The 22314-nt window shown below is 65.6% G+C and carries 20 protein-coding genes; 7 read left to right on the top strand and 13 right to left on the bottom strand.

The genetic code is table 11. The features are described 5' to 3' along the window. Positions 1-393 (top strand): oxalurate catabolism protein HpxZ, encoded by a 393-nt coding sequence (hpxZ, locus tag IQ16_RS27850; protein WP_018644468.1) that lies wholly within the window; start codon positions 1-3, stop codon positions 391-393. Between the two features lie 4 nt (positions 394-397). Next, complete coding sequence (locus tag IQ16_RS27855; RefSeq protein WP_026312216.1) at positions 398-1120, top strand: GntR family transcriptional regulator; 723 nt, start codon at positions 398-400, stop codon at positions 1118-1120. Positions 1121-1235: 115 nt separating this feature from the next. Here IQ16_RS27855 and atzF read toward each other — a convergent pair whose 3' ends face one another. Beyond that, complete coding sequence (atzF, locus tag IQ16_RS27860) at positions 1236-3044, bottom strand: allophanate hydrolase (protein WP_026312217.1); 1809 nt, start codon at positions 3042-3044, stop codon at positions 1236-1238. A gap of 193 nt (positions 3045-3237) precedes the next feature. Continuing rightward, complete coding sequence (locus tag IQ16_RS27865) at positions 3238-3732, bottom strand: MarR family winged helix-turn-helix transcriptional regulator (RefSeq protein WP_018644471.1); 495 nt, start codon at positions 3730-3732, stop codon at positions 3238-3240. Between the two features lie 151 nt (positions 3733-3883). On the opposite strand from IQ16_RS27865, the gene IQ16_RS27870 reads away from it, so the two are divergent. Then, positions 3884-5734, top strand: a complete 1851-nt coding sequence (locus IQ16_RS27870; RefSeq protein WP_018644472.1) for a feruloyl-CoA synthase — start codon at positions 3884-3886, stop codon at positions 5732-5734. Positions 5735-6116: 382 nt separating this feature from the next. Here the strand turns inward: IQ16_RS27870 and IQ16_RS27875 are convergent, their stop codons facing one another. Beyond that, positions 6117-6623 carry a MarR family winged helix-turn-helix transcriptional regulator gene (locus tag IQ16_RS27875; protein WP_018644473.1) on the bottom strand — a complete coding sequence of 169 codons (507 nt, stop codon included), beginning with the start codon at positions 6621-6623 and terminating at the stop codon, positions 6117-6119. Positions 6624-6706: 83 nt separating this feature from the next. Here IQ16_RS27875 and IQ16_RS27880 point away from each other — a divergent pair, with 83 nt between their 5' ends. The 3 genes from IQ16_RS27880 to IQ16_RS27890 are packed head-to-tail and all read left to right on the top strand — an operon-like array spanning position 6707 to position 9513. Beyond that, positions 6707-7915 (top strand): cytochrome P450, encoded by a 1209-nt coding sequence (locus tag IQ16_RS27880; protein WP_018644474.1) that lies wholly within the window; start codon positions 6707-6709, stop codon positions 7913-7915. A 12-nt stretch (positions 7916-7927) separates the two neighbouring features. Then, positions 7928-8251, top strand: a complete 324-nt coding sequence (locus IQ16_RS27885) for a 2Fe-2S iron-sulfur cluster-binding protein (RefSeq protein WP_018644475.1) — start codon at positions 7928-7930, stop codon at positions 8249-8251. Between the two features lie 50 nt (positions 8252-8301). Beyond that, positions 8302-9513, top strand: coding sequence for an ABC transporter substrate-binding protein (locus IQ16_RS27890; RefSeq protein WP_026312218.1), 1212 nt, complete (start codon positions 8302-8304; stop codon positions 9511-9513). A gap of 315 nt (positions 9514-9828) precedes the next feature. On the opposite strand, the gene IQ16_RS27895 is transcribed toward IQ16_RS27890, so the two are convergent. Continuing rightward, entirely contained in the window at positions 9829-11091 is a 1263-nt protein-coding gene (locus IQ16_RS27895) for an NAD(P)/FAD-dependent oxidoreductase (RefSeq protein WP_018644477.1), read from the bottom strand. 311 nt (positions 11092-11402) lie between these two features. Between IQ16_RS27895 and IQ16_RS27900 the strand changes: the two genes are divergently transcribed. Then, entirely contained in the window at positions 11403-12575 is a 1173-nt protein-coding gene (locus IQ16_RS27900) for an ABC transporter substrate-binding protein (protein ID WP_026312219.1), read from the top strand. Between the two features lie 74 nt (positions 12576-12649). Here IQ16_RS27900 and IQ16_RS27905 read toward each other — a convergent pair whose 3' ends face one another. The 9 genes from IQ16_RS27905 to IQ16_RS27945 form a co-directional block, all read right to left on the bottom strand. Then, complete coding sequence (locus IQ16_RS27905; protein ID WP_018644479.1) at positions 12650-14521, bottom strand: bifunctional sugar phosphate isomerase/epimerase/4-hydroxyphenylpyruvate dioxygenase family protein; 1872 nt, start codon at positions 14519-14521, stop codon at positions 12650-12652. Next, a complete protein-coding gene (locus IQ16_RS27910; protein ID WP_018644480.1) occupies positions 14518-15576 on the bottom strand; it encodes a Gfo/Idh/MocA family protein in 1059 nt (352 codons plus the stop codon). Before IQ16_RS27910 ends, IQ16_RS27905 begins: the two co-directional genes overlap by 4 nt. Continuing rightward, on the bottom strand, positions 15573-16310 hold the full coding sequence (locus IQ16_RS27915; protein WP_018644481.1) for an ABC transporter ATP-binding protein: 738 nt from the start codon (positions 16308-16310) through the stop codon (positions 15573-15575). Before IQ16_RS27915 ends, IQ16_RS27910 begins: the two co-directional genes overlap by 4 nt. 10 nt (positions 16311-16320) lie before the next feature. Continuing rightward, a complete protein-coding gene (locus IQ16_RS27920; RefSeq protein WP_018644482.1) occupies positions 16321-17064 on the bottom strand; it encodes an ABC transporter ATP-binding protein in 744 nt (247 codons plus the stop codon). Then, the gene (locus IQ16_RS27925) at positions 17061-18059 is read right to left on the bottom strand and encodes a branched-chain amino acid ABC transporter permease (protein ID WP_018644483.1); all 999 of its coding nucleotides are present in this window, start codon (positions 18057-18059) and stop codon (positions 17061-17063) included. Before IQ16_RS27925 ends, IQ16_RS27920 begins: the two co-directional genes overlap by 4 nt. Next, on the bottom strand, positions 18056-18931 hold the full coding sequence (locus IQ16_RS27930; RefSeq protein WP_018644484.1) for a branched-chain amino acid ABC transporter permease: 876 nt from the start codon (positions 18929-18931) through the stop codon (positions 18056-18058). The genes IQ16_RS27925 and IQ16_RS27930 overlap by 4 nt, the downstream gene beginning before the upstream one ends. 142 nt (positions 18932-19073) lie before the next feature. Further along, on the bottom strand, positions 19074-20204 hold the full coding sequence (locus tag IQ16_RS27935) for an ABC transporter substrate-binding protein (protein WP_018644485.1): 1131 nt from the start codon (positions 20202-20204) through the stop codon (positions 19074-19076). A gap of 57 nt (positions 20205-20261) precedes the next feature. After that, positions 20262-21140: a shikimate dehydrogenase gene (locus IQ16_RS27940; protein WP_018644486.1), complete on the bottom strand. Its 879-nt coding sequence runs from the start codon at positions 21138-21140 to the stop codon at positions 20262-20264. Positions 21141-21283: 143 nt separating this feature from the next. Further along, complete coding sequence (locus IQ16_RS27945; RefSeq protein ID WP_026312220.1) at positions 21284-22222, bottom strand: LysR family transcriptional regulator; 939 nt, start codon at positions 22220-22222, stop codon at positions 21284-21286. Positions 22223-22314: the final 92 nt, after the last annotated feature.

Below are 22314 nucleotides of genomic sequence, written 5' to 3' on the forward strand. Positions count from 1 at the left end.
ATGGAGATCGATCTCCCCGAGGTGATCGCGGAAGTCAAAGCCGCGTTCGAGCGCTATGAGCAGGCCCTCGTCAGCAACGACGTCGCCGTGCTGGGCGAACTGTTCCGCAACGACCCCCGCACCCTGCGCTACGGCATCGGCGAGAACCTCTACGGCTACGAGGCGATCTCCGGCTTCCGCGCCGGCCGCTCGCCGGTCGGCCTGAACCGCCGCACCGCGAAAACCGTCATCACCAGTTATGGCCGCGACGCGGCCGTGGCCTCCACCTTGTTCTATCGCGACACGGCGCCCGGCAAGGTCGGCCGGCAGATGCAGACGTGGATTCGTTTCCCGGAGGGCTGGCGTGTCGTCGCTGCCCATGTCAGCATCATCGACGAGCCGAAAGAGACCTGACCGAATGACGCTTGACGATCTTCCGCCCGGGACACTGCCGGCCGAGCCGGTGGTGCCCCGCGTCGACCGGGCACTGCCGTCGGTGCAGAAGGTCACGCGCGCCGAGGAGCTGCGTCTTCAGCTTGCCGACGAGATCGTGCGTGGAACCCTGGCACCAGGCTCGCCGCTGGACGAGACCGACATCGCGCGGCGCTTCAGCGTGTCGCGCACGCCGGTGCGCGAGGCGCTGCGGCAACTGGTGGCGAGCGGCCTGGTCGAGGCGCGGCCCCATCGCGGCGCGGTGGTCGCGCAGCCGTCGATCGAGCGGCTGAAAAGCATGTTCGAGGCGATGGCCGAGCTCGAGGCGCTGTGCGCCGGCCTTGCCGCCGAGCGCATGTCCCCCGCCGAGCGCCATGCGCTCGAGGCCGTCCACGAAGAGCTGCGGCTCTTGAGCTACGCCGGCAATCCCGAGCGCTTCCATGAGGTCAACGAGCGCTTCCACAACACGATCTATGCGGGCTCGCAGAACGGCTACATCGCCGAGATCACGCTGGCGACGCGCGTGCGCGTACAGCCGTTCCGCCGCGCCCAGTTCCGCAACCTCGGCCGCCTCGCCAAGTCGCAGGCCGAGCACGACCGCGTCGTCGTCGCCATCATGCGCGGGGACAAGCAGGGCGCCGCCGCCGCCATGCGCGCGCATATCGAGCTGGTGCGCGGGGAGTACGAGATCTACGCGGTGTCGGTGTAGGCGACGCACGCGCGGTGCCGTAGGGTGGGCAAAGGCGCAAAGCGCCGTGCCCACCATTTATCCGCGATGACGTTGGAATTGGTGGGCACGCTTCGCTTTGCCCACCCTACGAGACCTACGCTGTCGCCGCTTCCGCCATGAACTTCCGCCAGCCGCCGTACGCGGTGATATCTCGCGCCTCGCCCAGCACCTCCGGCTCGACGAGAAATCCCTTCACGCTGCGGCCGTCGGCGAGTCTGATCGTGCCGATCGCCATCGGCGCGGGAATCGCGTTGACGAACTTGCCGAAGGCGGACGACGACAGCGACCAGATCTCCAGCTCGATCGACGCGCCCTTGCCGGCTTCGATGCGCAGCAGGCCTGGCTTCGGCGGCGTGGTCTGAAGCGCGTAGAGCTTGTAGTCGGGCGCCGTCTTTGTCGCCTCGATCAGCTTTCCGCTCAACGCCTTCAACTCGCCGTTCAGTGCCATTCCGGAGAGATGCGCGCCGACCACTGCGATCGGAATCTCGTCGCCGCCGCCCGCAGGCAGCGGCGCGAGCGCAGACTGCGCGACGCCGTTTGCACCAACTGTCAGCTTCGTATCCGCATGGAACACTCGGCCGATGCTCGCAAGCAGCGCATCGCGTCCGGCCGGCGCGAGCAGCGTGATGCCGAACGGTACGCCGTCGCTGCGCATTGATGCCGGCACCGCGAGGCCGCAGAGGTCGAGCAGGTTGACGAAATTGGTGTAGGTGCCGAGCCGGCTGTTGAGCTCGATCGGATTGGCGAGCACCTGCGCGGTCGTGTAGGCGGTCGGGGCGGTCGGCAGCGCCAGCGCGTCGATGTTGGCAAACGTGCGCTCGGCGATCTTGCGCAGGCCCTGCAGGCGATAGAGCGCCGAGAAGGTCTCCGCCGCGGTCAGCCGCGCGCCGGCCGCAGTGATCTCGCGTGTGACCGAATGGATTGCGTCAGGCGCGGACGCCAGCAGATTCTTGATCACGAGATAGCGCTCGGCGACCCAGGGACCTTCATACAGCAGCCGCGCCGTCTCGTAGAACGGCTCGAGGTCGAACTCGACCAGATCGGCCCCAAGCGCGGCCCAGCGCTTCAGCGCATCGGCGTAAGCAGCTTCCGCCTTCTTGTCGCCGAAGAAGATGAGCTGTCCGTTGCGCGGTACGCCGAGGCGCAAATTCGCAGGGAACGGCGTAAGCGCGCCCAGCGGCCGGTCGCGCGAAAAGGGATCGGCCTGGTCGGGGCCGGCCATCACCGACAGCGCGAGCGCAGCGTCGTCCACGGTCAAGGCGAACACCGAGATGCAGTCGAGCGTGCGGCAGGCCGGCACGAGGCCCGCGGTCGAGATCATGCCGAGGCTCGGCTTCAGCCCGACGATGTTGTTGAGCATCGCCGGCACGCGACCCGAGCCGGCAGTGTCCGTGCCGAGCGACAGTGGGACCAGCCCGGCGCCGACGGCGGTCGCCGATCCCGAGCTCGATCCGCCGGGAATGAGGTCTTCGCGAATTGAATTCCTGGGGATGCCATAAGGCGAGCGCACGCCGACGAGGCCGGTTGCGAACTGGTCGAGATTGGTCTTTCCGATGATGATGGCGCCCGCCGCGCGCAGGCGCTGCACGGCGGTCGAGTCATGCGTCGGGGTGTAGGAGAAGGCCGGGCAGGCCGCCGTGGTCGGAAAGCCCAGCGCGTCGATATTGTCCTTCACCGCGACCGGCACGCCATAGAGCGGCAGGCTAGTAGCATCCGCGCGGGTGGCGAGCTTCTCGGCCTCCGCGATCGCGTCCTTCTCGTCGCGCAGGCTGATGAACACGGCCGGATCGTCGTGGTCGCGGATGCGCTGATAGGTCCGCGCGATCGTCTCTGCCGGCGTCAACGTGCCTGCGCGATGCGCGGCCACAATCGCGGCGATCGTTTCAGGCTGCTCAGCCCTCATGGCGTCCAAACTCCGGCAACATGCTTCACCCGGATTGAAGCAAGCGATGTGCCATTGTGTACAGAATCCGGGCAGAGCGCGTGCGCCGGATATTATCGTGGGATCAGTGAGTTGGGGGATATTTCGGCGGCACGGCAGGTGGCCGCGCCAGCGCCCTGTTACGGGCATCTGCATAAATATTGGGCGGGTTGGATCAGGTGAAGCCCGCGAGGATCCGAAGCAGCCGCTCCCGGTTCTCCTTGCCGATCTTGGCCTCGACATTTCGCTCGTGCTCGGCCGCCAGCCGCTTGAACTTCGCCAGCGCGGTGGCGCCCTGCGCGGTGAGGTGCAGCGCATGGGAGCGCCGGTCCGCCTTCGACTTGACCCGCTTCACGAGCTTGCGCTGCTCGAGGCTGTCGAGCAGGTGCACCAGCCGCGCGCGCTCGATGCCGAGGCGCTTTGCCACCGCCATCTGCGACAGGCCGGGATTGGCGCCGATCACCGTCAGCACCGAATATTGCGTCGGCCGGATGTCGACATCGCCGAGCGTCCTGACGAAGTCCTGGAAGATCCAGATCTGGAAGCGCCGCACCGCATAGCCGGCGTGGCCGACCAATGCGTCGAGGCCGATCTCCTCGGCGTCATTGCGCCGCACTGCGCCGTTGCCGGATCGTTTGCGCGGGGACGTCTGGGCTGCACTGGCTGTCACGTTGTGTCTCCTGCCGCGCCCAACCATAGCGTCTCGATAGCCACAGCGAAAGATTGTTGTTGACGACAACAATTGTCGTGCCCGACATTATGGCCAAAGCGGTCCGGAACGAGGCTGCGGCCGACCCGGCCTTCCGGGCGAGGAGGAAACCATGACAACCGCACCACGCGGTGACGCGTCAGATCTGTTCGCTGCGCCGAAAACCGTTGCCGAGCATCGCGCCGACGGCAGCATCGTGTTGCGCTCGCCGGAACCCTTGCACGAGGGCGCCCGCTGCATCGGGGACTGGCTGGAGCATTTTGCGCGGCAGAAACCCGACAAGATCTTCCTCGCCGAGCGTGGAAGCATCGACGCGCCATGGACCACCGTCACCTACGCGCAGGCGCTGCGGCAGGTGCGCGGGGCGGCGTCATGGATCCTCGCGCAAGGCCTCAGCGCGGAGCGCCCGCTCGCGATCCTCTCCGACAACAGCATCGACCACGCGCTGCTCGCGCTGGCCGCCCAGCATGTCGGCGTGCCATCGGCGGCGATCTCGCCAGCCTATTCGCTGATGTCGAAAGATTTCGACAAGCTCAAGAGCATGATCGCGCTGCTGGAGCCGGGCGCGATCTATGTCTCCGCGACCAAGCCGTTTGCGGCCGCGCTGGCTGCGATCAAGTCGCTGCACAAGGCGCAGGTCATCAGCGGCAATGCCGATGACGCCGATGTGCTCGCGTTCCGCAGCATCGCGGCAACGCCCGAGACCCCCGACGTCGCAAGGGCCTTCGCTGCAGTGACGCCGGATACGATCGCAAAATTCCTGTTCACCTCGGGCTCGACCGGTACGCCGAAAGCCGTCATCAACACCCAGCGCATGCTGACCTCGAGCCAGCAGGCCAAGGCGCAGACCTGGACCTTCCTCGATCAGGCGCGCGGCGATCTCGTCATCCTCGACTGGCTGCCCTGGAGCCATACGTTCGGCGCCAATCACAATTTCAACCTCGTGCTGCGCAATGGCGGCTCGCTCTATATCGACGGCGGCAAGCCCGCGCCCGGCCTGTTTGCGACGTCGCTTGCCAATCTGAAAAGCGTGATGCCGACGGTCTATTTCAACGTGCCGCGCGGTTTCGACATGCTGATCGCGGCGCTGCGCAGTGACGAGGAACTGCGTCGTCGCTTCTTCAGCGAAGTGAAATTCGCCTTCTATGCCGGTGCGGCGCTGCCGCAGAACCTCTGGGATGCGCTCGAAGAGCTCTCCGTCGAGACCGTCGGCCGTGCGCTGCCGATGGTCTCGGCCTGGGGCTCGACCGAAACCTCGCCGCTCGCCACCGACTGTCATTTCCTCGCCGAACGCTCCGGCAATATCGGGGTGCCCATTCCCGGCACCGAGCTGAAGCTCGTCCCGTCAGGCGACAAGCTGGAGGTGCGCGTGCGCGGCCCCAACGTCACGCCGGGCTACTGGAAGGCGCCCGAGCTTACGAAGCAGGCGTTCGACGAGGAGGGGTTTTATCTCATCGGCGATGCGGTGAAGCTTGCCGATAGCGCGCGGCCGGAGCGCGGCCTGTTCTTCGACGGTCGCGTCGCGGAGGACTTCAAGCTCAATTCCGGCACCTGGGTCAGTGTCGGCACGCTGCGCGTTGCCGGCATCGCCGCGCTGGCGCCGCTCGCGCAGGACATCGTCGTGTCGGGTCACGGCGGCGACGAGGTGCGCTTCCTGGTGTTTCCGAACATCGCGGCCTGCCGCGCCCATGCCGACCTGCCCGAGACGGCCGCGGTGAGCGATGTGCTGGGGCATGCCAAGGTCCGCAGCGCGATCGCGCAGGGTCTCGCAAAGCTGAAGCAGCAGAGCGCAAACTCCTCCGGCCATGCCGCACGCGCGCTTCTGCTCGCCGAGCCGCCATCGGTCGACGGCGGCGAGATCACCGACAAGGGTTACATCAACCAGCGCGCGGTGTTGACGCGGCGGGCGGATGCGGTGACGCGGCTGAATGATGATGCGTCGGCGGAGTGGATCGAGCTGTAAAGGGTAGAGGCTCACTCCGTTCAAAGGCCCTCGTGCCCCGGACGCAGCGCAGCACGAAGTGATGCGCTGCAGAGCCGGGGCCCATTTGTCCTCGTGGGCGCTCCAGCCTGGGTCCCGGCTCTGTGCAGCAGCGTTTCACGCTGCTGTACGTCCGGGACACGAGAGCTTCCAACCAACTAAGCCAGCCACCCTGTCGCATTATCGTGCCGATTCTTTTGTTGCCTAAGCAACTAATTTGTGCGAACCGTTCCAGACGAGGACGACGGCGGAGGAACTGTCGCGTCCGATCTCGGAGGAAACAATGCTCGGCAGGAATGGTGCCGCGGGCAAACGCGGGCGCATGCCTGAAGATGTCAGCACGACGCGCCCGCGGCGCGGCGCGTCAGCTGTAGCTGCTGTCGGTCACGGCGCCGAGATTCTCGTGCAGCCGGCGAAGCAGGTCGATCAGCACCTCGCGCTCGTCCTTGCTCAGGCAGGACAACAGGCGCCGCTCGCGCTCGAACGCCGCCACGATCACCTTGTCATGCGTGGCGCGGCCCCTTGCCGTCAGCGCGATCGAATGGGTGCGGCCGTCGTTGGGATCGGTGCGGATCGAGATCAGCCCGCGCTTCTCGAGACCCGCGAGCGTCCGGCTCACCGGGCCCTTGTCGAAGCCGATGACGTGGCAGATTCGCGAGGCGGGAATGCCAGGCTCGATCGCCAGCAGCGACATGATCCGCCATTCCGTGACGTTGACGCCGAACTGCTTCTGGTAGAACGCGGTCGCGCTGTTCGAGAGCTTGTTGGCGATGAAGGTGATGAACGCCGGTACGTAACGCTCGAGGTCGAGCGTCGGCCCCGCATCCGTGGGCGCGGGCTTCTGGCGGGCTCTGGTCGAGGACGGCGGCATATCGGGTTTCTGACTCGCGAGGTGCCCGAAGACCTAAGGGCATGCGCCGCCCTTTCACAAGATCAAAATGAGGGAGGACTTCAATGAGCGCAGCCGGCTCCGCCGCATCAGGCGTCCCGCATCTCGACGTCGATCCCTTCGACATGAAGTTTTTTGCCGACCCCTATCCCACGCATCAGCTGCTGCGGGAGGCGGGGCCGGTGGTCTATCTCGACAAGTGGAAGGTCTACGGCGTGGCGCGCTATGCCGAGGTCCATGCCGTGCTGAACGATCCCGCCACCTTCTGCTCCAGCCGCGGCGTCGGCCTGTCCGACTTCAAGAAGGAGACGCCGTGGCGGCCGCCGAGCCTGATCCTGGAGGCCGATCCGCCTGCGCACACCCGCACCCGCGCCGTGCTGTCAAAAGTGCTGTCGCCGACGGTGATGAAGCAGGTGCGCGACCGTTTTGCCGCCGCGGCGGAGGAACGGGTGGACGCGCTGATCGACAAGCGCAGCTTCGATGCAATCACAGACCTCGCCGAGGCCTATCCGCTGTCGATCTTTCCCGATGCGCTCGGGCTGAAGGCGGAAGGCCGCGAGCATCTCATTCCCTATGCGAGCGTCGTATTCAACGCCTTCGGCCCGCCCAACCAGCTGCGCCAGGAGGCGATCGAACGTTCGATGCCGCACCAGGCTTATGTCGCCGAGCAATGCCAGCGCGAGAACCTTGCGCCCGGCGGCTTTGGCGCCTGCATTCATGCACAGGCCGACGAGGGCGCCATCACGGCCACGGAGGCCCCGCTATTGGTGCGCTCGCTGCTGTCGGCCGGCCTCGATACCACCGTCAACGGCATCGGCGCGGCGGTCTATTGTCTCGCGCGCTTCCCCGATCAGTGGCAGCGCCTGCGCGGCGATCTCTCGCTGGCGCGCGGTGCTTTCGAGGAGGCGGTGCGTTTCGAGAGTCCGGTACAGACCTTCTTCCGCACCACCACGCGCGAGGTCGAGCTGTCAGGCGCGCGGATCGGCGAGGGCGAGAAGGTGCTGATGTTCCTCGCCGCCGCCAATCGCGATCCCAGGCGCTGGGACCAGCCGGACAGCTACGACATCACCCGCCGCACCTCCGGCCATGTCGGCTTCGGCTCCGGCATCCACATGTGTGTCGGCCAGCTCGTCGCCCGCCTCGAAGGCGAGGTGATGCTGACGGCGCTGGCACGGCGCATCGCGAAGATCGAGATCACGGGCGAGCCGAAGCGCCGCTTCAACAACACGCTGCGCGGGCTCGACAGCCTGCCTGTCACCATCACCCCGGCCTGACGAGGAGTCTTGATGCCCGCCATCACCTTCATTCATTCCGACGGCAAGTCCGACCGCATCGAGACCTCGGGCGGCGAGAGCGCCATGCAGGCCGCGACCCGCCACGGCCTCGACGGCATTTTGGCCGAATGCGGCGGCAATGCCATGTGCGCGACCTGCCACGTCTATGTCGACGAGATCTGGCTCGCGCGCCTGCCTGCGGTCACCGATGACGAGGACGCGCTGCTCGACGGCACCGCCGCCGAGCGGCTGCCGAACAGCCGGCTGTCCTGCCAGATCCAGATCACGCCCGAACTCGACGGGCTCGTGCTGCGTCTGCCGGAGCGGCAGGTCTGAATTTCGATGTGCCGGCAACGACCGGCAGCCAACAAACAGGGGAGGGAATGATGAAGCATCTGAAGTGGACGCTCGCGCTGGCCGCGAGCCTGGTGACCGGTGCGGCGAATGCCGAGATCTCGGATAACGTCGTGCGCATCGGCGTGCTCAACGATATCTCCGGCATCTTCCAGGACACCAACGGCATGGGCTCGGTCGAGGCCGCGCGCATGGCGGCGGAGGATTTCAATGGCGGGGCTAAGGGCATCAAGGTCGAGATCGTCTATGCCGATCACCAGAACAAGGCCGACGTCGGCAATGCCATCGCGCGCAAATGGCTCGACGTCGAGGGCGTCGATGCCATCGTCGATGTGCCGAATTCGGCCGTCGGCCTCTCCATCAACACGCTGCTGCGCGACAGCCGCATGACCTTCCTGGCCTCGTCCACGGCAAGCTCGGATCTTACCGGCAAGGCCTGCTCGCCCAACACCATCCAGTGGGTCAACGACACCTGGGCGACCGGCAACACCACGGCAGCCGCCATGGTCTCGCGCGGCGGCAAGGACTGGTACTTCCTCACGGTCGACTTCGCGCTCGGCAAGGGCATCGAGTCGGAAGCGCAGAAATACATCGAGACGCATGGCGGCAAGGTGATCGGCTCGTCAAAACATCCGCTCGGCACTTCCGATTTCGCGTCCTTCCTGTTGCAGGCGCAGAGCTCGAAGGCGCAGGTGATCGGGCTGGCCAACGCCGGCGGCGACACCATCAATGCGGTGAAGCAGGCCGCCGAGTTCGGCATCCAGCAGAGCGGGCAGAAGCTCGTCGCCTTCCTGCTCTTCATCAACGATGTCCACGGCATGGGCATCAAGGTCGCGCAGGGCCTCCAGCTCATGGAAGCCTTTTACTGGGACATGAACGACGATACCCGCGCGTTCGCCAAGCGTTTTGCCGCGCGGCCCGGCATGAACGGCAAGATGCCGAGCGGCAATCAGGCCGGCGTTTATGCTTCCACGCTCGCCTATCTCAATGCGGTTGCGGCCACGGGCAGCGACAATGCCAAGGACGCCGTGCCCGAGATGAAGAAGTTCAAAGGCAAGGACAAGCTGTTCGGCGACACCACGATCCGCCGGGACGGCCGCGTCGTGCATCCGATGTACCTGTTCGAAGTGAAGAAGCCGGAGGAGTCGAAATATCCGTATGACTATTACAAGCTGGTCTCGACGATCCCGGCGGACCAGGCGTTCCGCCCGCTGGCGGAGGGCGGGTGCGAGCTGGTGAAGTAGGGGCTCTTCGCCTCTCCCCGCGTGCGGGGAGAGGCCGACGCGCTCCGAGCGATGCGGAGCATCGTCCGGTGCGTGGCGGGTGAGGGGGAGCTTCCGCGAGTCAGATGTTTGCGGGAACGTCGATCTTTCGACACGTCATTGCGAGCGCAGCGAAGCAATCCAGAATCCCTCCGCGGAAAGACTCTGGATTGCTTCGCTGCGCTCGCAATGACGATGCGGAAATATCGATGAACTCCACTCTCACTGTCTCCGCGGAGAGATGCCCCTCACCCCAACCCTCTCCCCGTAAGAACGGGGAGAGGGGGAAGAGGCGGCCTACACCACTTTGCTCGACCCCTGCGTGATCAACCGCGCCGCTCGCTGGTCTCGCGAGTAGATCCAGAGCCAGCTCAGGGCGACGCTGAGGCGGTGGCGGAGGCCGATCAGGAAGTAGATGTGGGCGATGCCCCAGATCCACCATGCGATGGTGCCGCGCAGCTTGACCTTGCCGAAATCGATGATAGCGAGCCGCTTGCCGATCTGCGCGAGGTTGCCGGAATGCTTGTAGCGGAACGGACCCGTCGCAGCGCCGCGCAGGCGCGCCTTGATGGTTTCGGCGACATGTCGGCCCTGCTGCTTGGCGGCCGGTGCGATGCCGGGCACCGGCTTGCCGTCCCAGGCGTTGATGCTGACGGTGTCGCCGATCGCGAAGATCTCGGGATGGCCTGGGATCGTCAGGTCGGCCTCGACCTGCATACGCCCGGCGCGATCGGCCGGCGCACCCAGCCATTCGGCGGCGGGCGAGGCTCGCACGCCGGCGGCCCAGATTCGTGTCTTCGCCTCGAGCAGCTTGCCGCCGAACACGACGCCCTCGCGGTTGATCTCGGTGACGGCCTGTCCCAGCACGACCTCGACGCCGATCTTTTCCAGCGAGGCCTGCGCGTAAGCCGACAGCTCGTCGGGAAAGCCGGCGAGCACGCGCGGGCCGGCCTCGATCAGCACCACGCGCGCCTTGTGGGTGTCGATGTTGCGGAAGTCGGCGGGCAGGGTGTGATGCGCCATCTCGGCGATGGTGCCGGCGAGCTCGACGCCGGTCGGGCCGGCGCCGACGATGACGAAGGTCAATCGCGCGGCGCGCCGCTTCGGATCGGTCTCGCGCTCGGCGCGCTCGAACGCCACCAGGATGTGCCGGCGCAAGGTGGTCGCATCCTCAAGCGTCTTCAGCCCCGGCGCCCATGCCTCCCATTCGTCATGGCCGAAATAGGCGTGCCGCGCGCCGGTCGCGAGCACCAGCGTGTCGTAGGGCACCTCGCTGCCGTCGTCGATCAGCACGCAGCGCCGCTCGGCATCGACGCCGCTCACGGTGGCAAACAGCGTCGTCACCTCGCGCCGGTCACGCATCAAATGCCGGATCGGCCAGGCGATCTCGCTGGTCGCGAGCGAGGCAGTCGCGACCTGGTAGAGCAACGGCTGAAACAGGTGGTGGTTGCGGCGGTCGATCAGCGTGATCTCGACCGGCGCACCCGTAAGTCGGTAGGTCGCCTCCAGCCCGCCGAAGCCGGCTCCGACGATGACGACGCGATGGGGATTTGTGGCCATGATGCACCCTCGAATCTCGCTGCTGCTCACCTTCATTTAAGTGCGGATCGGACCCCGCGGTCCAATAGCCGTCATCAATCGCCGCATAGGCCGGATGTATCGATCTGGCGCGAAAAAGCGCCGCAGGCGTGACCCGGCCTTGGCCGAATTAAGTAGCATTATATTTCTTGCCATCCTCGATTGGGGCGAAATATGGTGCAGGGGCAGGCGCTGAGCCATTGGCGGCTCGACAGATTTTGCGTTCAATAGAGACAGACCCGGGGGCGGCGATCACCCCGTTTCCGGGATCAATAATAAGGAGGGGAGTGGTTATGAGGACGGCATTCTGGCTGGCGGGCGCAGCGGCGCTGGTGCTGGCGAGCCCGGCATTCGCCGGCGACACCATCAAGATCGGTTTCGTCTCGACCTTCAGCGGCCCGACCGCCGTGATCGGCAACGACATGCGCAACTCCTTCGAGTTGGCGCTCGATCACCTCGGCCGCAAGATGGACGGCAAGCCGGTCGAGGTGATCTACGAGGACGATGGCCAGAAGCCCGACGTCGGCAAGCAGAAGACCGAGAAGCTGGTGCAGTCCGACAAGGTCGATTTCATCGTCGGCTACATCTGGTCGAACGTGCTGCTGGCCTCGCTCAAGACCGCGGTGGATTCGAAGACCTTCCTGATCTCGGCCAATGCCGGTCCGTCGCAGCTCGCCGGCGAGCTCTGCTCTCCTTACGTGTTCTCGACCTCGTGGCAGAACGACCAGACCCCGCAGGCCATGGGCCTCTACATGAACCAGAAGGGTGTCAAGAGCGTCTTCCTGATCGGGCCGAACTACGCGGCCGGCAAGGATATGCTCGCGGGCCTCAAGAACACCTTCAAGGGTGAGATCAAGGGCGAGGAATACACGGTCTGGCCGAGCCAGCTCGACTTCTCCGCCGAGCTCTCCAAGGCCCGCGCTTCCGGCGCCGAGTCGATCTTCGTGTTCTATCCCGGTGCCGCCGGCGTGCAGTTCCTCAATCAATATGCGCAAGCCGGGCTGAAGAGCACGATGCCGCTCTACACCGCCTTCACCGTCGACGAGCTGTCGCTGCCGCTGCAGAAGGAGAACGCCCTCGGCGTGCCCGGCGCGCAGGAATGGGTGAATGACCTCCCCAACGAGCAGAACAAGCGCTTCGTCGCCGACTACCGCAAGAAGTACACCGGCCTGCGTCCGACCTATTACGGCGCCCAGACCTATGACGCCGCCCAGCTCATCAACAGCGCGGTGGTTGCGGTGAAGGGCGACACCAGCAAGAAGGACGCGATGAAGGCCGAGATGGAGAAGGCCAACTTCAAGTCGCTGCGCGGCGCGTTCAAATACGGCAACAACCACATCCCGGTGCAGAGCTTCTATCTCCAGGACGTGGTCAAGGACGCCGATGGCCAGCTCGCACTGAAGACGGTCGCGACGATCGTCGAGAACGATCAGGATCGCTTCCACGACAAGTGCGCGATGAAGTGAGCTGATGCTTGTTCCTCTCCCCGCATCCGCCTACGCTAAAGCTTCGGCGGACAAGCGCGGGGAGAGGCGAAGGCCTAGACCCTCGGCATGCTCGCGGGCCGCACCTCGCGGGCCTGCGCTGCCAGCCTGATGCCGGCATTGGCGGCGCCAAAACCCTGATAATTCCTGCGCTCGACGATCTCGAAGAAGAAGCGCTCGTCGAAGATGTGGGTGTAGACCTGGAAGAACTCGCTGTCGCCGTCGCGGTCGTAGAGGATGTGGTTGGCGCGCAGCTGCGCCATCAGCTCCGGAGCGAGGTCGTATTTGGCTTCGATGTCGTCGTAATAGTTGTCGGGGATATCCAGGAAATCGGCGCCGCGCTTGCGCATCGCGGCGACGGTGGCAAAGATGTCCCGGCACGAGAACGCAACGTGCTGCACGCCTGAGCCGAAGAACTCCGAGATGAAGCGCGCCGGCAGGGTGCGGTTGGCGGACGAGCCGTTGAGCACGAAGCGCAGGCTCTGGTCGGCGTTGATGATGGCCTGGCTCTGCACGAGGCCTCTGGGATCGGCAATCTCCATCTGCGGCAGCCGCTTCAGGTCGAGGATGCCGGTGTAGAACAAGAGCCAGGACAGCATCTCGTCGTAGGGCATCGACTGCGCGATGTGATCGACGGCGAGCAGGGCATCGGCGCTTGCATCGCTTGCGACGGGTTCGAAATCGGTGTCCCAGTTCTTGCCGGCCTGATCGAGGAAATAGAGCAGGCTGCCGCCGACGCCGTGGATCGCGGGAATCTCCAGCTCGCCCGGTCCGACCGGCTGGTAGAAGGTGCGCGTCTTCAGCGTCTCGGCACGCTGCATGGCGAGGCCGGCATTGTCGACGTCGAGCGCGATCGCGCAGACGCCGGGGCCATGCGTCACGTAATGCGAATGTGCAAAGCCGTCGGTCTCGCAATTGATGACGAGCTCGATCTTGCCCTGCGACCAGCGCTCCACCGCCTTGCTGCGGTGCTTGCCGCTCCTGCGGAAGCCGAGCTGTGAAAACAGCCGGGCAAGCTCGCCCGCCTTGCTCTCGTTGACGGCAAACTCGATGAACCCCGTGCCGCGGCTCTTCGCCTTCGGCGCCAGCGGCTCGCCGGCAAATTTGGGCCAGTCCGGTGCCAGCTGGTCTTCCAGCAGGATCAGCGAACGCAGGCCGTCGACCGCGGTCTGCGCGGCCGAGCCGGCGCGGAACTGGTCGTTGAAGATCTCCAGCGACAGCGGCCCGGCATAGCCGGTCGCCGCAATCGCTTGCATGAACTCACCGACCGGCAGGTCGCCCTGGCCGGGGAAGGAGCGGAAGTGCCGGCTCCATGAGAGAATGTCGAGCTCGAGCTTCGGCGCGTCGGCAAGCTGGACCAGGAAAATCTTGTCGCCGGGAATCGAGGCCATGGCGCGGGTCGGAAAGCCCGGCGCCAGCGCATGAAAGCTGTCGAGGATGACGCCGATCGCGGGATGATCGGCGCGGCGCACGATCTCCCAGGCGTCGCGATAGTCGTTGACATGACGGCCCCAGGCCAGCGCCTCGTAGCCGACGCGCAGGCCACGTTTCGCGGCGCGCTCGCCGAGCTCGCGAAAATCGTCCGCGGCGCGGTCGATGCCGCCGAGCGAGGCGGGCGACACGTTGGAGCAGATCAGCAAGAGATCGGTGCCGAGCTCCTGCATCAGATCGAACTTGCGCTCCGCGCGGGCGAAATTGCGCGTGCGCTGCGGCTCCGGCATGCCCTCGAAATCGCGGAACGGCTGGAACGCGCAGATCTCGAGATTGAGGTCCTTGCACAGCTTTGCGATGTCGCGTGGACCTGCGCCGAACGACAGCAGATCGTTCTCGAAGATCTCGACGGCGTTGAAGCCGGCGGCGGCGATGGCGCGGAGCTTTTCGTCCAGCGCCCCCGAGAGAGAGACGGTCGCGATCGAGCGCTTGTTCATGCTGCCTGCTCCATGAGCCGCCCCGGTGAAATTGTCTGGCCCGTGCGCGCGGCCTCGCTGACGGCTTCGACGACGGCGAGCGTTCCCATCGCGTCCTCGGCCGTGATCAACGGTTGCTCCTCGCCCCTGATCACCGCGCAGAAATGTCGGAGCTGCTCCACCAGCGGATCGAACGCCGGCGGCGCAATGGTCTCGCGCGACAGCGGCGCGTACCAGCCGGCCTGTTGCGCATAGGACCACAGTTCCATATTCGGCACGGAGAGCGATCCTCCGGTGCCGGAGAAGATGTAGCAGGGCTGATCCTGCCTGGGATAAGCGGGATTCTCTCCCGAGGAGAGCTCCCAGCTCCACGGCGCCGGCGTCGCATCCGACACGGTCACCGTCCCCAGCGCGCCACTCGCAAAGCGCAGCAGCAGCGCGGCGGTATCCTCGACGACGAAGCCCCGGACCTTGTTCGACGTGAGCGCCTGCACCTCGGTGATCTCGCCGCAGATGAAGCGGAGGTTGTCGATGTCGTGGATGAGGTTGATGAGCAGTGGTCCGCCGCCTTGCTCGCGCCGCCACGCCACCTCGAAATAGTCGTCGGGCTTTTTGAGCAGCCACAGACCGACCACGGCGGTGAGCTGGCCGAGCTTGCCGGTCGTCACCGCCTCGCGCGCGGACTTGATGATCGGATTGTGCCGGCGGTGATGGCCGACCAGCATCGGCACGCCGGTGCGCTTGACCGCAGCGCAGAGGCGCTGTGCGGTGGCAACCGTCTCAGTCACCGGCTTTTCGATCAGCGCCGGCACGCCCGCCGCCGCGCAATCGAGCGCCATCGGCAGGTGCAGCGTGTTGGGCGAGGCGATGACGAGGCCGTCGGGCTTCTCCTGCTCCAGCAGCGCGCGGTGGTCTGCATAACAGGCCACCTTGCGGGCTTGCGCATATTCCCTCGCAGCAGGCGAGGGATCGGCAATGCCTGCGAGCTCGCAGTCCTGTGAGGCCTCGATCAGCTCGATATGGCGGCGGCCGATCAGGCCGGCGCCGGCGACCGCAATGCGCATTGGCGCGCTCATGCCGCACTCTCCTCCATGGCGCCCCCGAGGAACAGTTGCCCGATGCGGGGATCATTCAGGATGCGCTCCGCCTTGTCGACCATGCGGGTCTGGCCGAGCTCGAGCACGATGCCGATGTCGGAGATCTCCAGCGCCGAACGCGCGTTCTGCTCGATCATCAGGATGGTGACGCCGCGATCGCGCAAGCTCTTGAGGATGTCGAAGGTCTGCTGCACCATCAGAGGCGACAGGCCGATCGAGGGCTCGTCGATCAGCACGAGCTTCGGTTCGAGCAGCAGCGATCGGGCGATCTCGAGCTGCTTCTGCTCGCCGCCGGAGAGCGTCGATGCCTGCTGTGCCGACTTGCGGCGCAGCGCCGGAAACAGATCGAGGGCTGCCTCGATCCGCCTGGGCAGGTCGATACCTTTCCCGGCCGAGACCCCGCCAAGCTCGATGTTGCTGCGGACAGAGAGCTCCGGGAAAATGTTGCGGCCCTGCGGCACGTAGCAGATGCCGGCATTGAGCAGCGCGCGCTGGCTTAAGTTGGTGACATCGCGATTCGCGAAAGTGATCTTGCCTTCACGCAGCTTGAGCAGGCCGAAGATCGCCTTGAATACGGTGGACTTGCCGGCGCCGTTGGGGCCGATGATGGTGGTGATGGTCGCCGGCGGCACCGAGAATGCGGTGCCGTTCAAGATCGTCATCTTGCCGTAGCCGCCGACGAGATTGTGAACCGAGAGGATCGGATCGCTCATGGTCGGTCCCTCAATGCCCTAGGTAAGCTTCGATCACGGCGGGGTTCTTGCGGACCTCGTCGGGACGTCCCATCGCCAGCACCTTGCCTTCCGCCATCACCATCACGCGCGAGCACAGCGACATCACGAACTCCATGTTGTGCTCGATCACGACAAAGGTGGCGTTCTTCTCGCGGTTGATCGCGACCAGGCGCTCCTTCAGGTCCGTCAGCATCGACGGGTTGACGCCGCCGGCGGGCTCGTCGAGCAGCACCAGGCGCGGTCCGCCCATGAACGCCATGGCGGCATCGAGCAGTTTTTGCTGGCCATAGGAGAGGCCGCCAGCGGGCTCGTCGGCGAGATGGTCAAGCTTGAAGAAGCCGATCATCTGGTTGGCTGCGCCCGTCAGCCCTGCATCGGAGCGGCCGACCAGGCGCGAGGCCATGTTGCCCTGGTGCTCCTGCCCGGCGAGGATCAGGTTCTCGCGCACCGAGAGTTTTGGAAACACCTGCAACAGCTGAAAGGTGCGGCTGACGCCAAGCTTGTTGAGCTCGGAGGGGCGCAGGCCCGTGACCACCTGCCCGTCGAGCTTTACTTCGCCGCCTGACGGCGTCAGCTGGCCGAGGATGCAGTTGAACAGCGTGGACTTGCCGCAGCCGTTCGGGCCGATCAGGCCGAGGATCTCGCCTTCGCGCACGTCGAAGCTGACGCCGTTGACGGCGTGGATGCCGCCAAAGCTCTTCTTGATGTCGGTGACTTCGAGGACCGCGCTCATTGCACCGTCTCCAGGCGCGACTTGGCGACGGCGCGCAGCGCGGAGGCCGCCTTGGTGCGCCGCGCCGCCATGTAGCGATCGAGGATTCCCAGAATGCCGGTCGGCGACCAGATCAGCAGCAGCATCACGGCCACCGCGTAGAGCATCAGGTAATAGCCTTCAGTGAAGCGCAGCCATTCCGGCAGCAGCACCGCGATCATCGCGCCGAGAAAGGGGCCGAAATAGAAGCCGGCGCCGCCGACGATCACCATCATCAACAGATCGAGCGAGAGCGACAGGTTGAAGGGAACGGGGTCGATATATTGCGTCAGCGGCGCATAGAGCGCGCCGGCGACGCCGCCGAGCGCCGAGCCGATCGCGAACGCCATCAGCGTGTAACGCCGCGTGTCGATGCCGAGCGACTGGGCGCGCAAGGGATTCTCGCGCAGCGCCATGAAGGCGCGGCCCCAGGGCGAGCGGATCAGCCACCACACCGCCAGCGACACGATTCCGAGCGAGCCGAGGCAGACATAGTAGAACGGCAGCGGCCTGTTGGTGGCGATGCCGAAGACGTGCGGACGCGGAATGTTGGAGATGCCGTAGATGCCGCCGGTGAGCCAGCTCTCGTTGCGGAACACCAGGAAGGCGAGGGTGGAGAAGGCGAGCGTGACGAAGGCGAGGTAGTGGTGCTGCACGCGCAGCGCGGGGTAGCCGAGCACCCAGCCGACCGCGAAGCTCAACGCGATCGCGACCAGGATCGCGGCCGGCAGCGGCCAGCCATGGGTGGTCATGATCGCGGCGGCATAGGCACCGATGCCGACGAACGCGCCCTGCGCCAGCGAGACCTGGCCGGCATAGCCGAGCGTGAGGTTCAGTCCCATCGCAGCGATGCTCATCACCGCCCATTGGCTCAGGATGAACAGGCCGTAGCGGTTGAAGTTCATGGGGACGACGATCAGCGCGGCGATGACGGCAAGGCCGAGCGCGATCTTCAACGGTCTGGCGAAGCCGCTCATACGGTGCGCTCCTCGGCGCGGCCGAGCAAGCCCTGCGGCCGGAACAGGATGACGGCGATCAGGAAGATCATCGGCACGGCGGCGCGGTACTGCGTCGAGACATAGGCGGCCGCGAGATTGTCGAGCACGCCGATCAACAGGCCGCCGGCGATCGCGCCGCGCACCTGGTTGAAGCCGCCGACGATCGCCGCGATGAAGGCAGCCTGGCCCAGCACCTCGCCGGACGAGAACTTTGCCAGATAAATCGGCGTGATCAGCAGCGACGCCAGCGCGACCAGAAAGGCATTGATCAGGAAGGTCAGGAGGATCATGCGTTCGACGGGGACGCCGATGATGCGCGCCACCGTCGGGTTCTGCGCCGCCGCCTGCATCTGGTGACCGAGCGAGGTACGGTTGAGCAGCGTCGTCAGGCCGAGGACGGCGAGGATGGCGACGGCGAGGACGCCGATGCTTTGCAGCGAGACGGCGTGGCCCAGGATCGAGATGTCGCCGGTCGGCACGATCGAGGGGAAGGGCGAGGCCTCCGCGCTGAAGAACTGCTTGACGGCTTCCTTGATGCCGATGGCGAGCGCCATGGTCGCGATCGCCAGCGGCAGCACGCCATGGCGCATCATCGGGTCGACCAGCAGCATCTTGAAGGCAAGGCCGAGCAGGATCATCGACAAGAGGATGCCGAGGATGATCGCGAGCCAGAACGGCGCGCCCGCATGCATCGCCGCCAGCATCAGGAACGCCGGCAGCATCACGAACTCGCCTTGCGCGAAATTGATGGTCTGCGAGGTCTGCCACAGCAACGTGAAGCCGACCGCGACCAGCGCATAGATCGCGCCGGTGGCAAGTCCCGCGACCAGAAGATCGAACAGATTGGACATTTTCCCCTCTCGTGTCCCTCGTTCCGTTCTGTCGTCTCCCTCTCCCCGTTCTCCTTCTTCTCCCTCTCCCCGCGAAGGGCGGGGAGAGGGAGACGAAAGATCTCTCCCCGCGAAGAGCGGGGCGAGGGAGAAGGGCGGCGCCTCACTTCACCTTGGGCAGAACCTGCTTCACGACCTGCTTGCCTTCGACCACCTCAACCAGAAAGCTCTGGCGGTCGATGTCGCCGGTGTCGCTGAAGGTGACGTCCATCAAAATGCCCGGCTCGTCCGCGGCCTTGATGGTCAGGCCGTGGAGCGTGTCGGCGAACTTCTTCGGGTCGACCTTGCCCATCTTCTCGGTGGCGGCCTTCACCATGTAGACGGCGAGGTAGCCTTTCAGGCCGTTATGATCAGGGACGTAATTGTACTTCTTGGAAAATTTTTCGCGGAACGCCTTGATCAGATCGACCGGCGCGTCGGTGGTGAGGCCGACATGGCCGCGCGCGCCGTTGGCGGCATCGCCGGCGAGCTCGATCACCTTCTGGCCGATCAGCGTGGTCTCGCCCATCAGCGGCGCATTGACGCCCTGGCGCTTCAGCTCCTTCAGGATGCGCGCGCTCTCTTCCTCGTTGAGATAGACGAACACGGCGTCGGGATTGGCGGCTTTGATCTTGCCGACGTCGGCGGCGAAATCGGCCTGGCCCGCTTCGGTCGACAGATCGGCAACCACCTTGGAGCCGAGCCGATCGAGCTCCTTCACGACGACGTCGCGGCCGCCGCGGCCAAAGTCATTGTTGACCCAGACCACCGCGACGGTCTTCGCCTTCATCTCGTCGTGGATGTATTTTGCGACCTTCGGCATCGACGATTGCTGGCCGAACGAGGTGCGGAACAGGAACTTGTTGCCGGCCTGCGTCAGCTCGGCGGCTTCACCGCCCATGATCTGCGCGATGCCGGCTTCGGCCGCGAGCGGCGCGGTCACCTTCACCGAGCCGGAATAGCCGGGCCCGAGCAGCACATAGGGCTCGGCGTCGAGCGCTTTCTGCACCTGGGCGCGTGCCACGCCGGGGTTGGATTGCGAGTCGGCGTGGGTGACCTCGAGCTTGCGGCCGAGCACGCCGCCCTTGGCGTTGATCTCCTCGATCGCGAGATCGATGCCGTTCTTCCAGTTGGTGCCGACGGTGGCGCCGCCACCCGAGAGCTCGGCGACGTCGGCAAGCTTGATGGCCTGGGCGTGGACACAGGTTGCAGTCGCGAAGGCAAGCAGGGCGCCCGCCAGAATGGTCGATTTCATGGTCTCTCCTCCCATTGTCGTTGATGTTGTCCGCGGCCTTGTGTCCGGCCGCTTCCGTTACGCTGCGTGATAGGCCGAGCTTCGTGCCGCCATCACCTCGTCGAATGCCTCTCCCATGACTTCGGTCGATGGGGCAAGGCCGGTGAACAGTTCGAACGCGTCGGCGGCCTGGTAGATCGCAAGCTCACGCCCGGTCATGATCCGCGCGCCCTTGGCCCGCGCCGCGGCCAGCAGCGGCGTGATCAGCGGCGAGTACACGGCGTCGGCGACCCACAGGTTTTCGCGCAGCAGCGAGGCTGGGACCGGGGTGTCCCGGTTCGGCAGCATACCGACCGGCGTGCCGTTGACGAGGCCGGTTGCGCCGGCAAGCGCGTCTTCCACGCTCGTAGCCACCCGCGCGCCGCCATGCCTGGCCAGCAGCGCGGCGAGTTTTTCGGCGCGCGCCGGCTCGCTGTCGAAGATCCGGAGGTCGGTCACTTTCAGGCTCGCCAGCGCAAAGGCGATCGCCTTGCCGACGCCGCCGGTGCCGATCACGGCCACCGCATTTCCGGAAGACGCCAGCAGCGGCGCGACGGCGCGGCCAAAGCCGGTCGTGTCGGTGTTGTGGCCGATCAGCCGGCCGTCTCTCACGACGACGGTGTTGACCGCCGCCATGGTCGCAGCAGTCGGCGCCAGCTCGTCGAGCAGCGGCACCACGGCCTCCTTGTAGGGAAAGGTGACGTTGACGCCGGCAAAGCCGAGCCGCCGCACGCCCTCGAGCATCATGGCGAGGCCGGCCGCATCGGCGCCGGCCACCTCGATCAGCTGGTAATGGCCGCGCAGGCCGAGCGCCTCGGCGGCGCGCTCATGCATGGCAGGGGAGGCGGAATGCGCGATCGGCGCGCCGATCAGGCCGGTGAGGAGCTTTTTGCTGGCGGCATATCCGCGCTTCGACATGGTTCGCTATCGTCTCGTTGGGAGCGTTCGGTCCCGGCCATTAGCGGGGAAATCCGCACAATTCCAAGGGGCCTCCGAGGGGGACGATAGACTTTCCCCCGCCTAACACAATTACCCTTTTGTCCTGCAAACCTAACATCATGTTATTTCTTCCGCGCGCGTCCGACGGCCGCCTTGCCGTTGCCGCGGGACGGCTCGACCGCGCGCATCTCGGCGCGCAGGGATTCGATGAAGTACTCGACGTGAAGCGACAGCGGCGCGCCGCGCTTCACCGCGATATAGGTGTCGAACCGCGTCGGCTCGGTGATCTTCAACAGCTCGATGCCGGGATAGCCGCCATGGGCCACGGTGAACTGATCGATGATGGCGATGCCGAGGCCCGCCTTCACCAGCGCGCAGACCGTGGTGCCGAAGCGGGCGCGGATGGTGATGTTGTAGTCGAGCCGGTTGCGCGCAAAGATCCCGGCCATGATCCGGCCGTAGGGATCGTTTGGATCGATGCCGATCAGCGGATAGCGGGTGATCTCGGCGGCTGAGACCAGCTTGCGGCCGGCGAGCTCGTGGCCCGGCGGCACGATGCAATAGAGTTCGCCTGAGGCGAGCGGCAGGAAGTCGAGCCCGGAATGCTCCAGCCGGTAGCTCATCGCCACGCACTCGCCGCGGCCGAGCAGGAGATAGTCGATGGCCTCCTCGAGCTTGAGGATGTTGATGTCGATGCCGAGATCGGGATAGCGGCGTCGGACGCGCTCGATCGCGCGCGGCACCATCACCTGCGAGATGCTCGGCACCGAGCCGATGCGCAATTCCGAGAGGCCGCCGCGGCCGATCTTGGAGATGATCTCGGAGAGATCGTCGACCTTCTTGTAGACGCCGTTGATCTGCTCGAAAATGTTCTCGGCTTCCGGTGTCGGGAAGTAGCGGCCGTTCTGGCGCTGGAAGAAGCGGATGCCGAGCGAGCGCTCGGTGTATTTGACGAGGCGGCTGATCCCCGGCGCCGAGACGTTGAGCAGCTTCGCCGCGCCGCCAATGGTGCCCGTCACCATCACGGCACGGATCACTTCAACCTGGCGCAGCGTCATCATGGTCTTGAAATGTCCTTGGCATCCGAAAGCGATCGTGGCGGCGATCATCTCATGAGAGCCGTGCTGTCATCCAGCGGCAAGTGTGTCGATGT

It is taken from the genome of Bradyrhizobium huanghuaihaiense (assembly GCF_007830635.1).
Classification (GTDB): domain Bacteria; phylum Pseudomonadota; class Alphaproteobacteria; order Rhizobiales; family Xanthobacteraceae; genus Bradyrhizobium; species Bradyrhizobium huanghuaihaiense.

Bases quoted from the DNA above. Each gene is read 5' to 3' on its own strand.
- IQ16_RS27900 (WP_026312219.1), top strand. From the start codon at position 11,403: ATGAGGACGGCATTCTGGCTGGCGGGCGCAGCGGCGCTGGTGCTGGCG.
- IQ16_RS27890 (WP_026312218.1), top strand. From the start codon at position 8,302: ATGAAGCATCTGAAGTGGACGCTCGCGCTGGCCGCGAGCCTGGTGACC.
- IQ16_RS27935 (WP_018644485.1), bottom strand. From the start codon at position 20,204: ATGAAATCGACCATTCTGGCGGGCGCCCTGCTTGCCTTCGCGACTGCA.
- IQ16_RS27915 (WP_018644481.1), bottom strand. From the start codon at position 16,310: ATGAGCGATCCGATCCTCTCGGTTCACAATCTCGTCGGCGGCTACGGC.
- IQ16_RS27875 (WP_018644473.1), bottom strand. From the start codon at position 6,623: ATGCCGCCGTCCTCGACCAGAGCCCGCCAGAAGCCCGCGCCCACGGAT.
- hpxZ (WP_018644468.1), top strand. From the start codon at position 1: ATGGAGATCGATCTCCCCGAGGTGATCGCGGAAGTCAAAGCCGCGTTC.
- IQ16_RS27925 (WP_018644483.1), bottom strand. From the start codon at position 18,059: ATGAGCGGCTTCGCCAGACCGTTGAAGATCGCGCTCGGCCTTGCCGTC.
- IQ16_RS27920 (WP_018644482.1), bottom strand. From the start codon at position 17,064: ATGAGCGCGGTCCTCGAAGTCACCGACATCAAGAAGAGCTTTGGCGGC.
- IQ16_RS27885 (WP_018644475.1), top strand. From the start codon at position 7,928: ATGCCCGCCATCACCTTCATTCATTCCGACGGCAAGTCCGACCGCATC.
- IQ16_RS27945 (WP_026312220.1), bottom strand. From the start codon at position 22,222: ATGATGACGCTGCGCCAGGTTGAAGTGATCCGTGCCGTGATGGTGACG.
- IQ16_RS27940 (WP_018644486.1), bottom strand. From the start codon at position 21,140: ATGTCGAAGCGCGGATATGCCGCCAGCAAAAAGCTCCTCACCGGCCTG.
- IQ16_RS27905 (WP_018644479.1), bottom strand. From the start codon at position 14,521: ATGAACAAGCGCTCGATCGCGACCGTCTCTCTCTCGGGGGCGCTGGAC.
- IQ16_RS27930 (WP_018644484.1), bottom strand. From the start codon at position 18,931: ATGTCCAATCTGTTCGATCTTCTGGTCGCGGGACTTGCCACCGGCGCG.
- IQ16_RS27870 (WP_018644472.1), top strand. From the start codon at position 3,884: ATGACAACCGCACCACGCGGTGACGCGTCAGATCTGTTCGCTGCGCCG.
- IQ16_RS27855 (WP_026312216.1), top strand. From the start codon at position 398: ATGACGCTTGACGATCTTCCGCCCGGGACACTGCCGGCCGAGCCGGTG.
- IQ16_RS27910 (WP_018644480.1), bottom strand. From the start codon at position 15,576: ATGAGCGCGCCAATGCGCATTGCGGTCGCCGGCGCCGGCCTGATCGGC.
- atzF (WP_026312217.1), bottom strand. From the start codon at position 3,044: ATGAGGGCTGAGCAGCCTGAAACGATCGCCGCGATTGTGGCCGCGCAT.
- IQ16_RS27880 (WP_018644474.1), top strand. From the start codon at position 6,707: ATGAGCGCAGCCGGCTCCGCCGCATCAGGCGTCCCGCATCTCGACGTC.
- IQ16_RS27895 (WP_018644477.1), bottom strand. From the start codon at position 11,091: ATGGCCACAAATCCCCATCGCGTCGTCATCGTCGGAGCCGGCTTCGGC.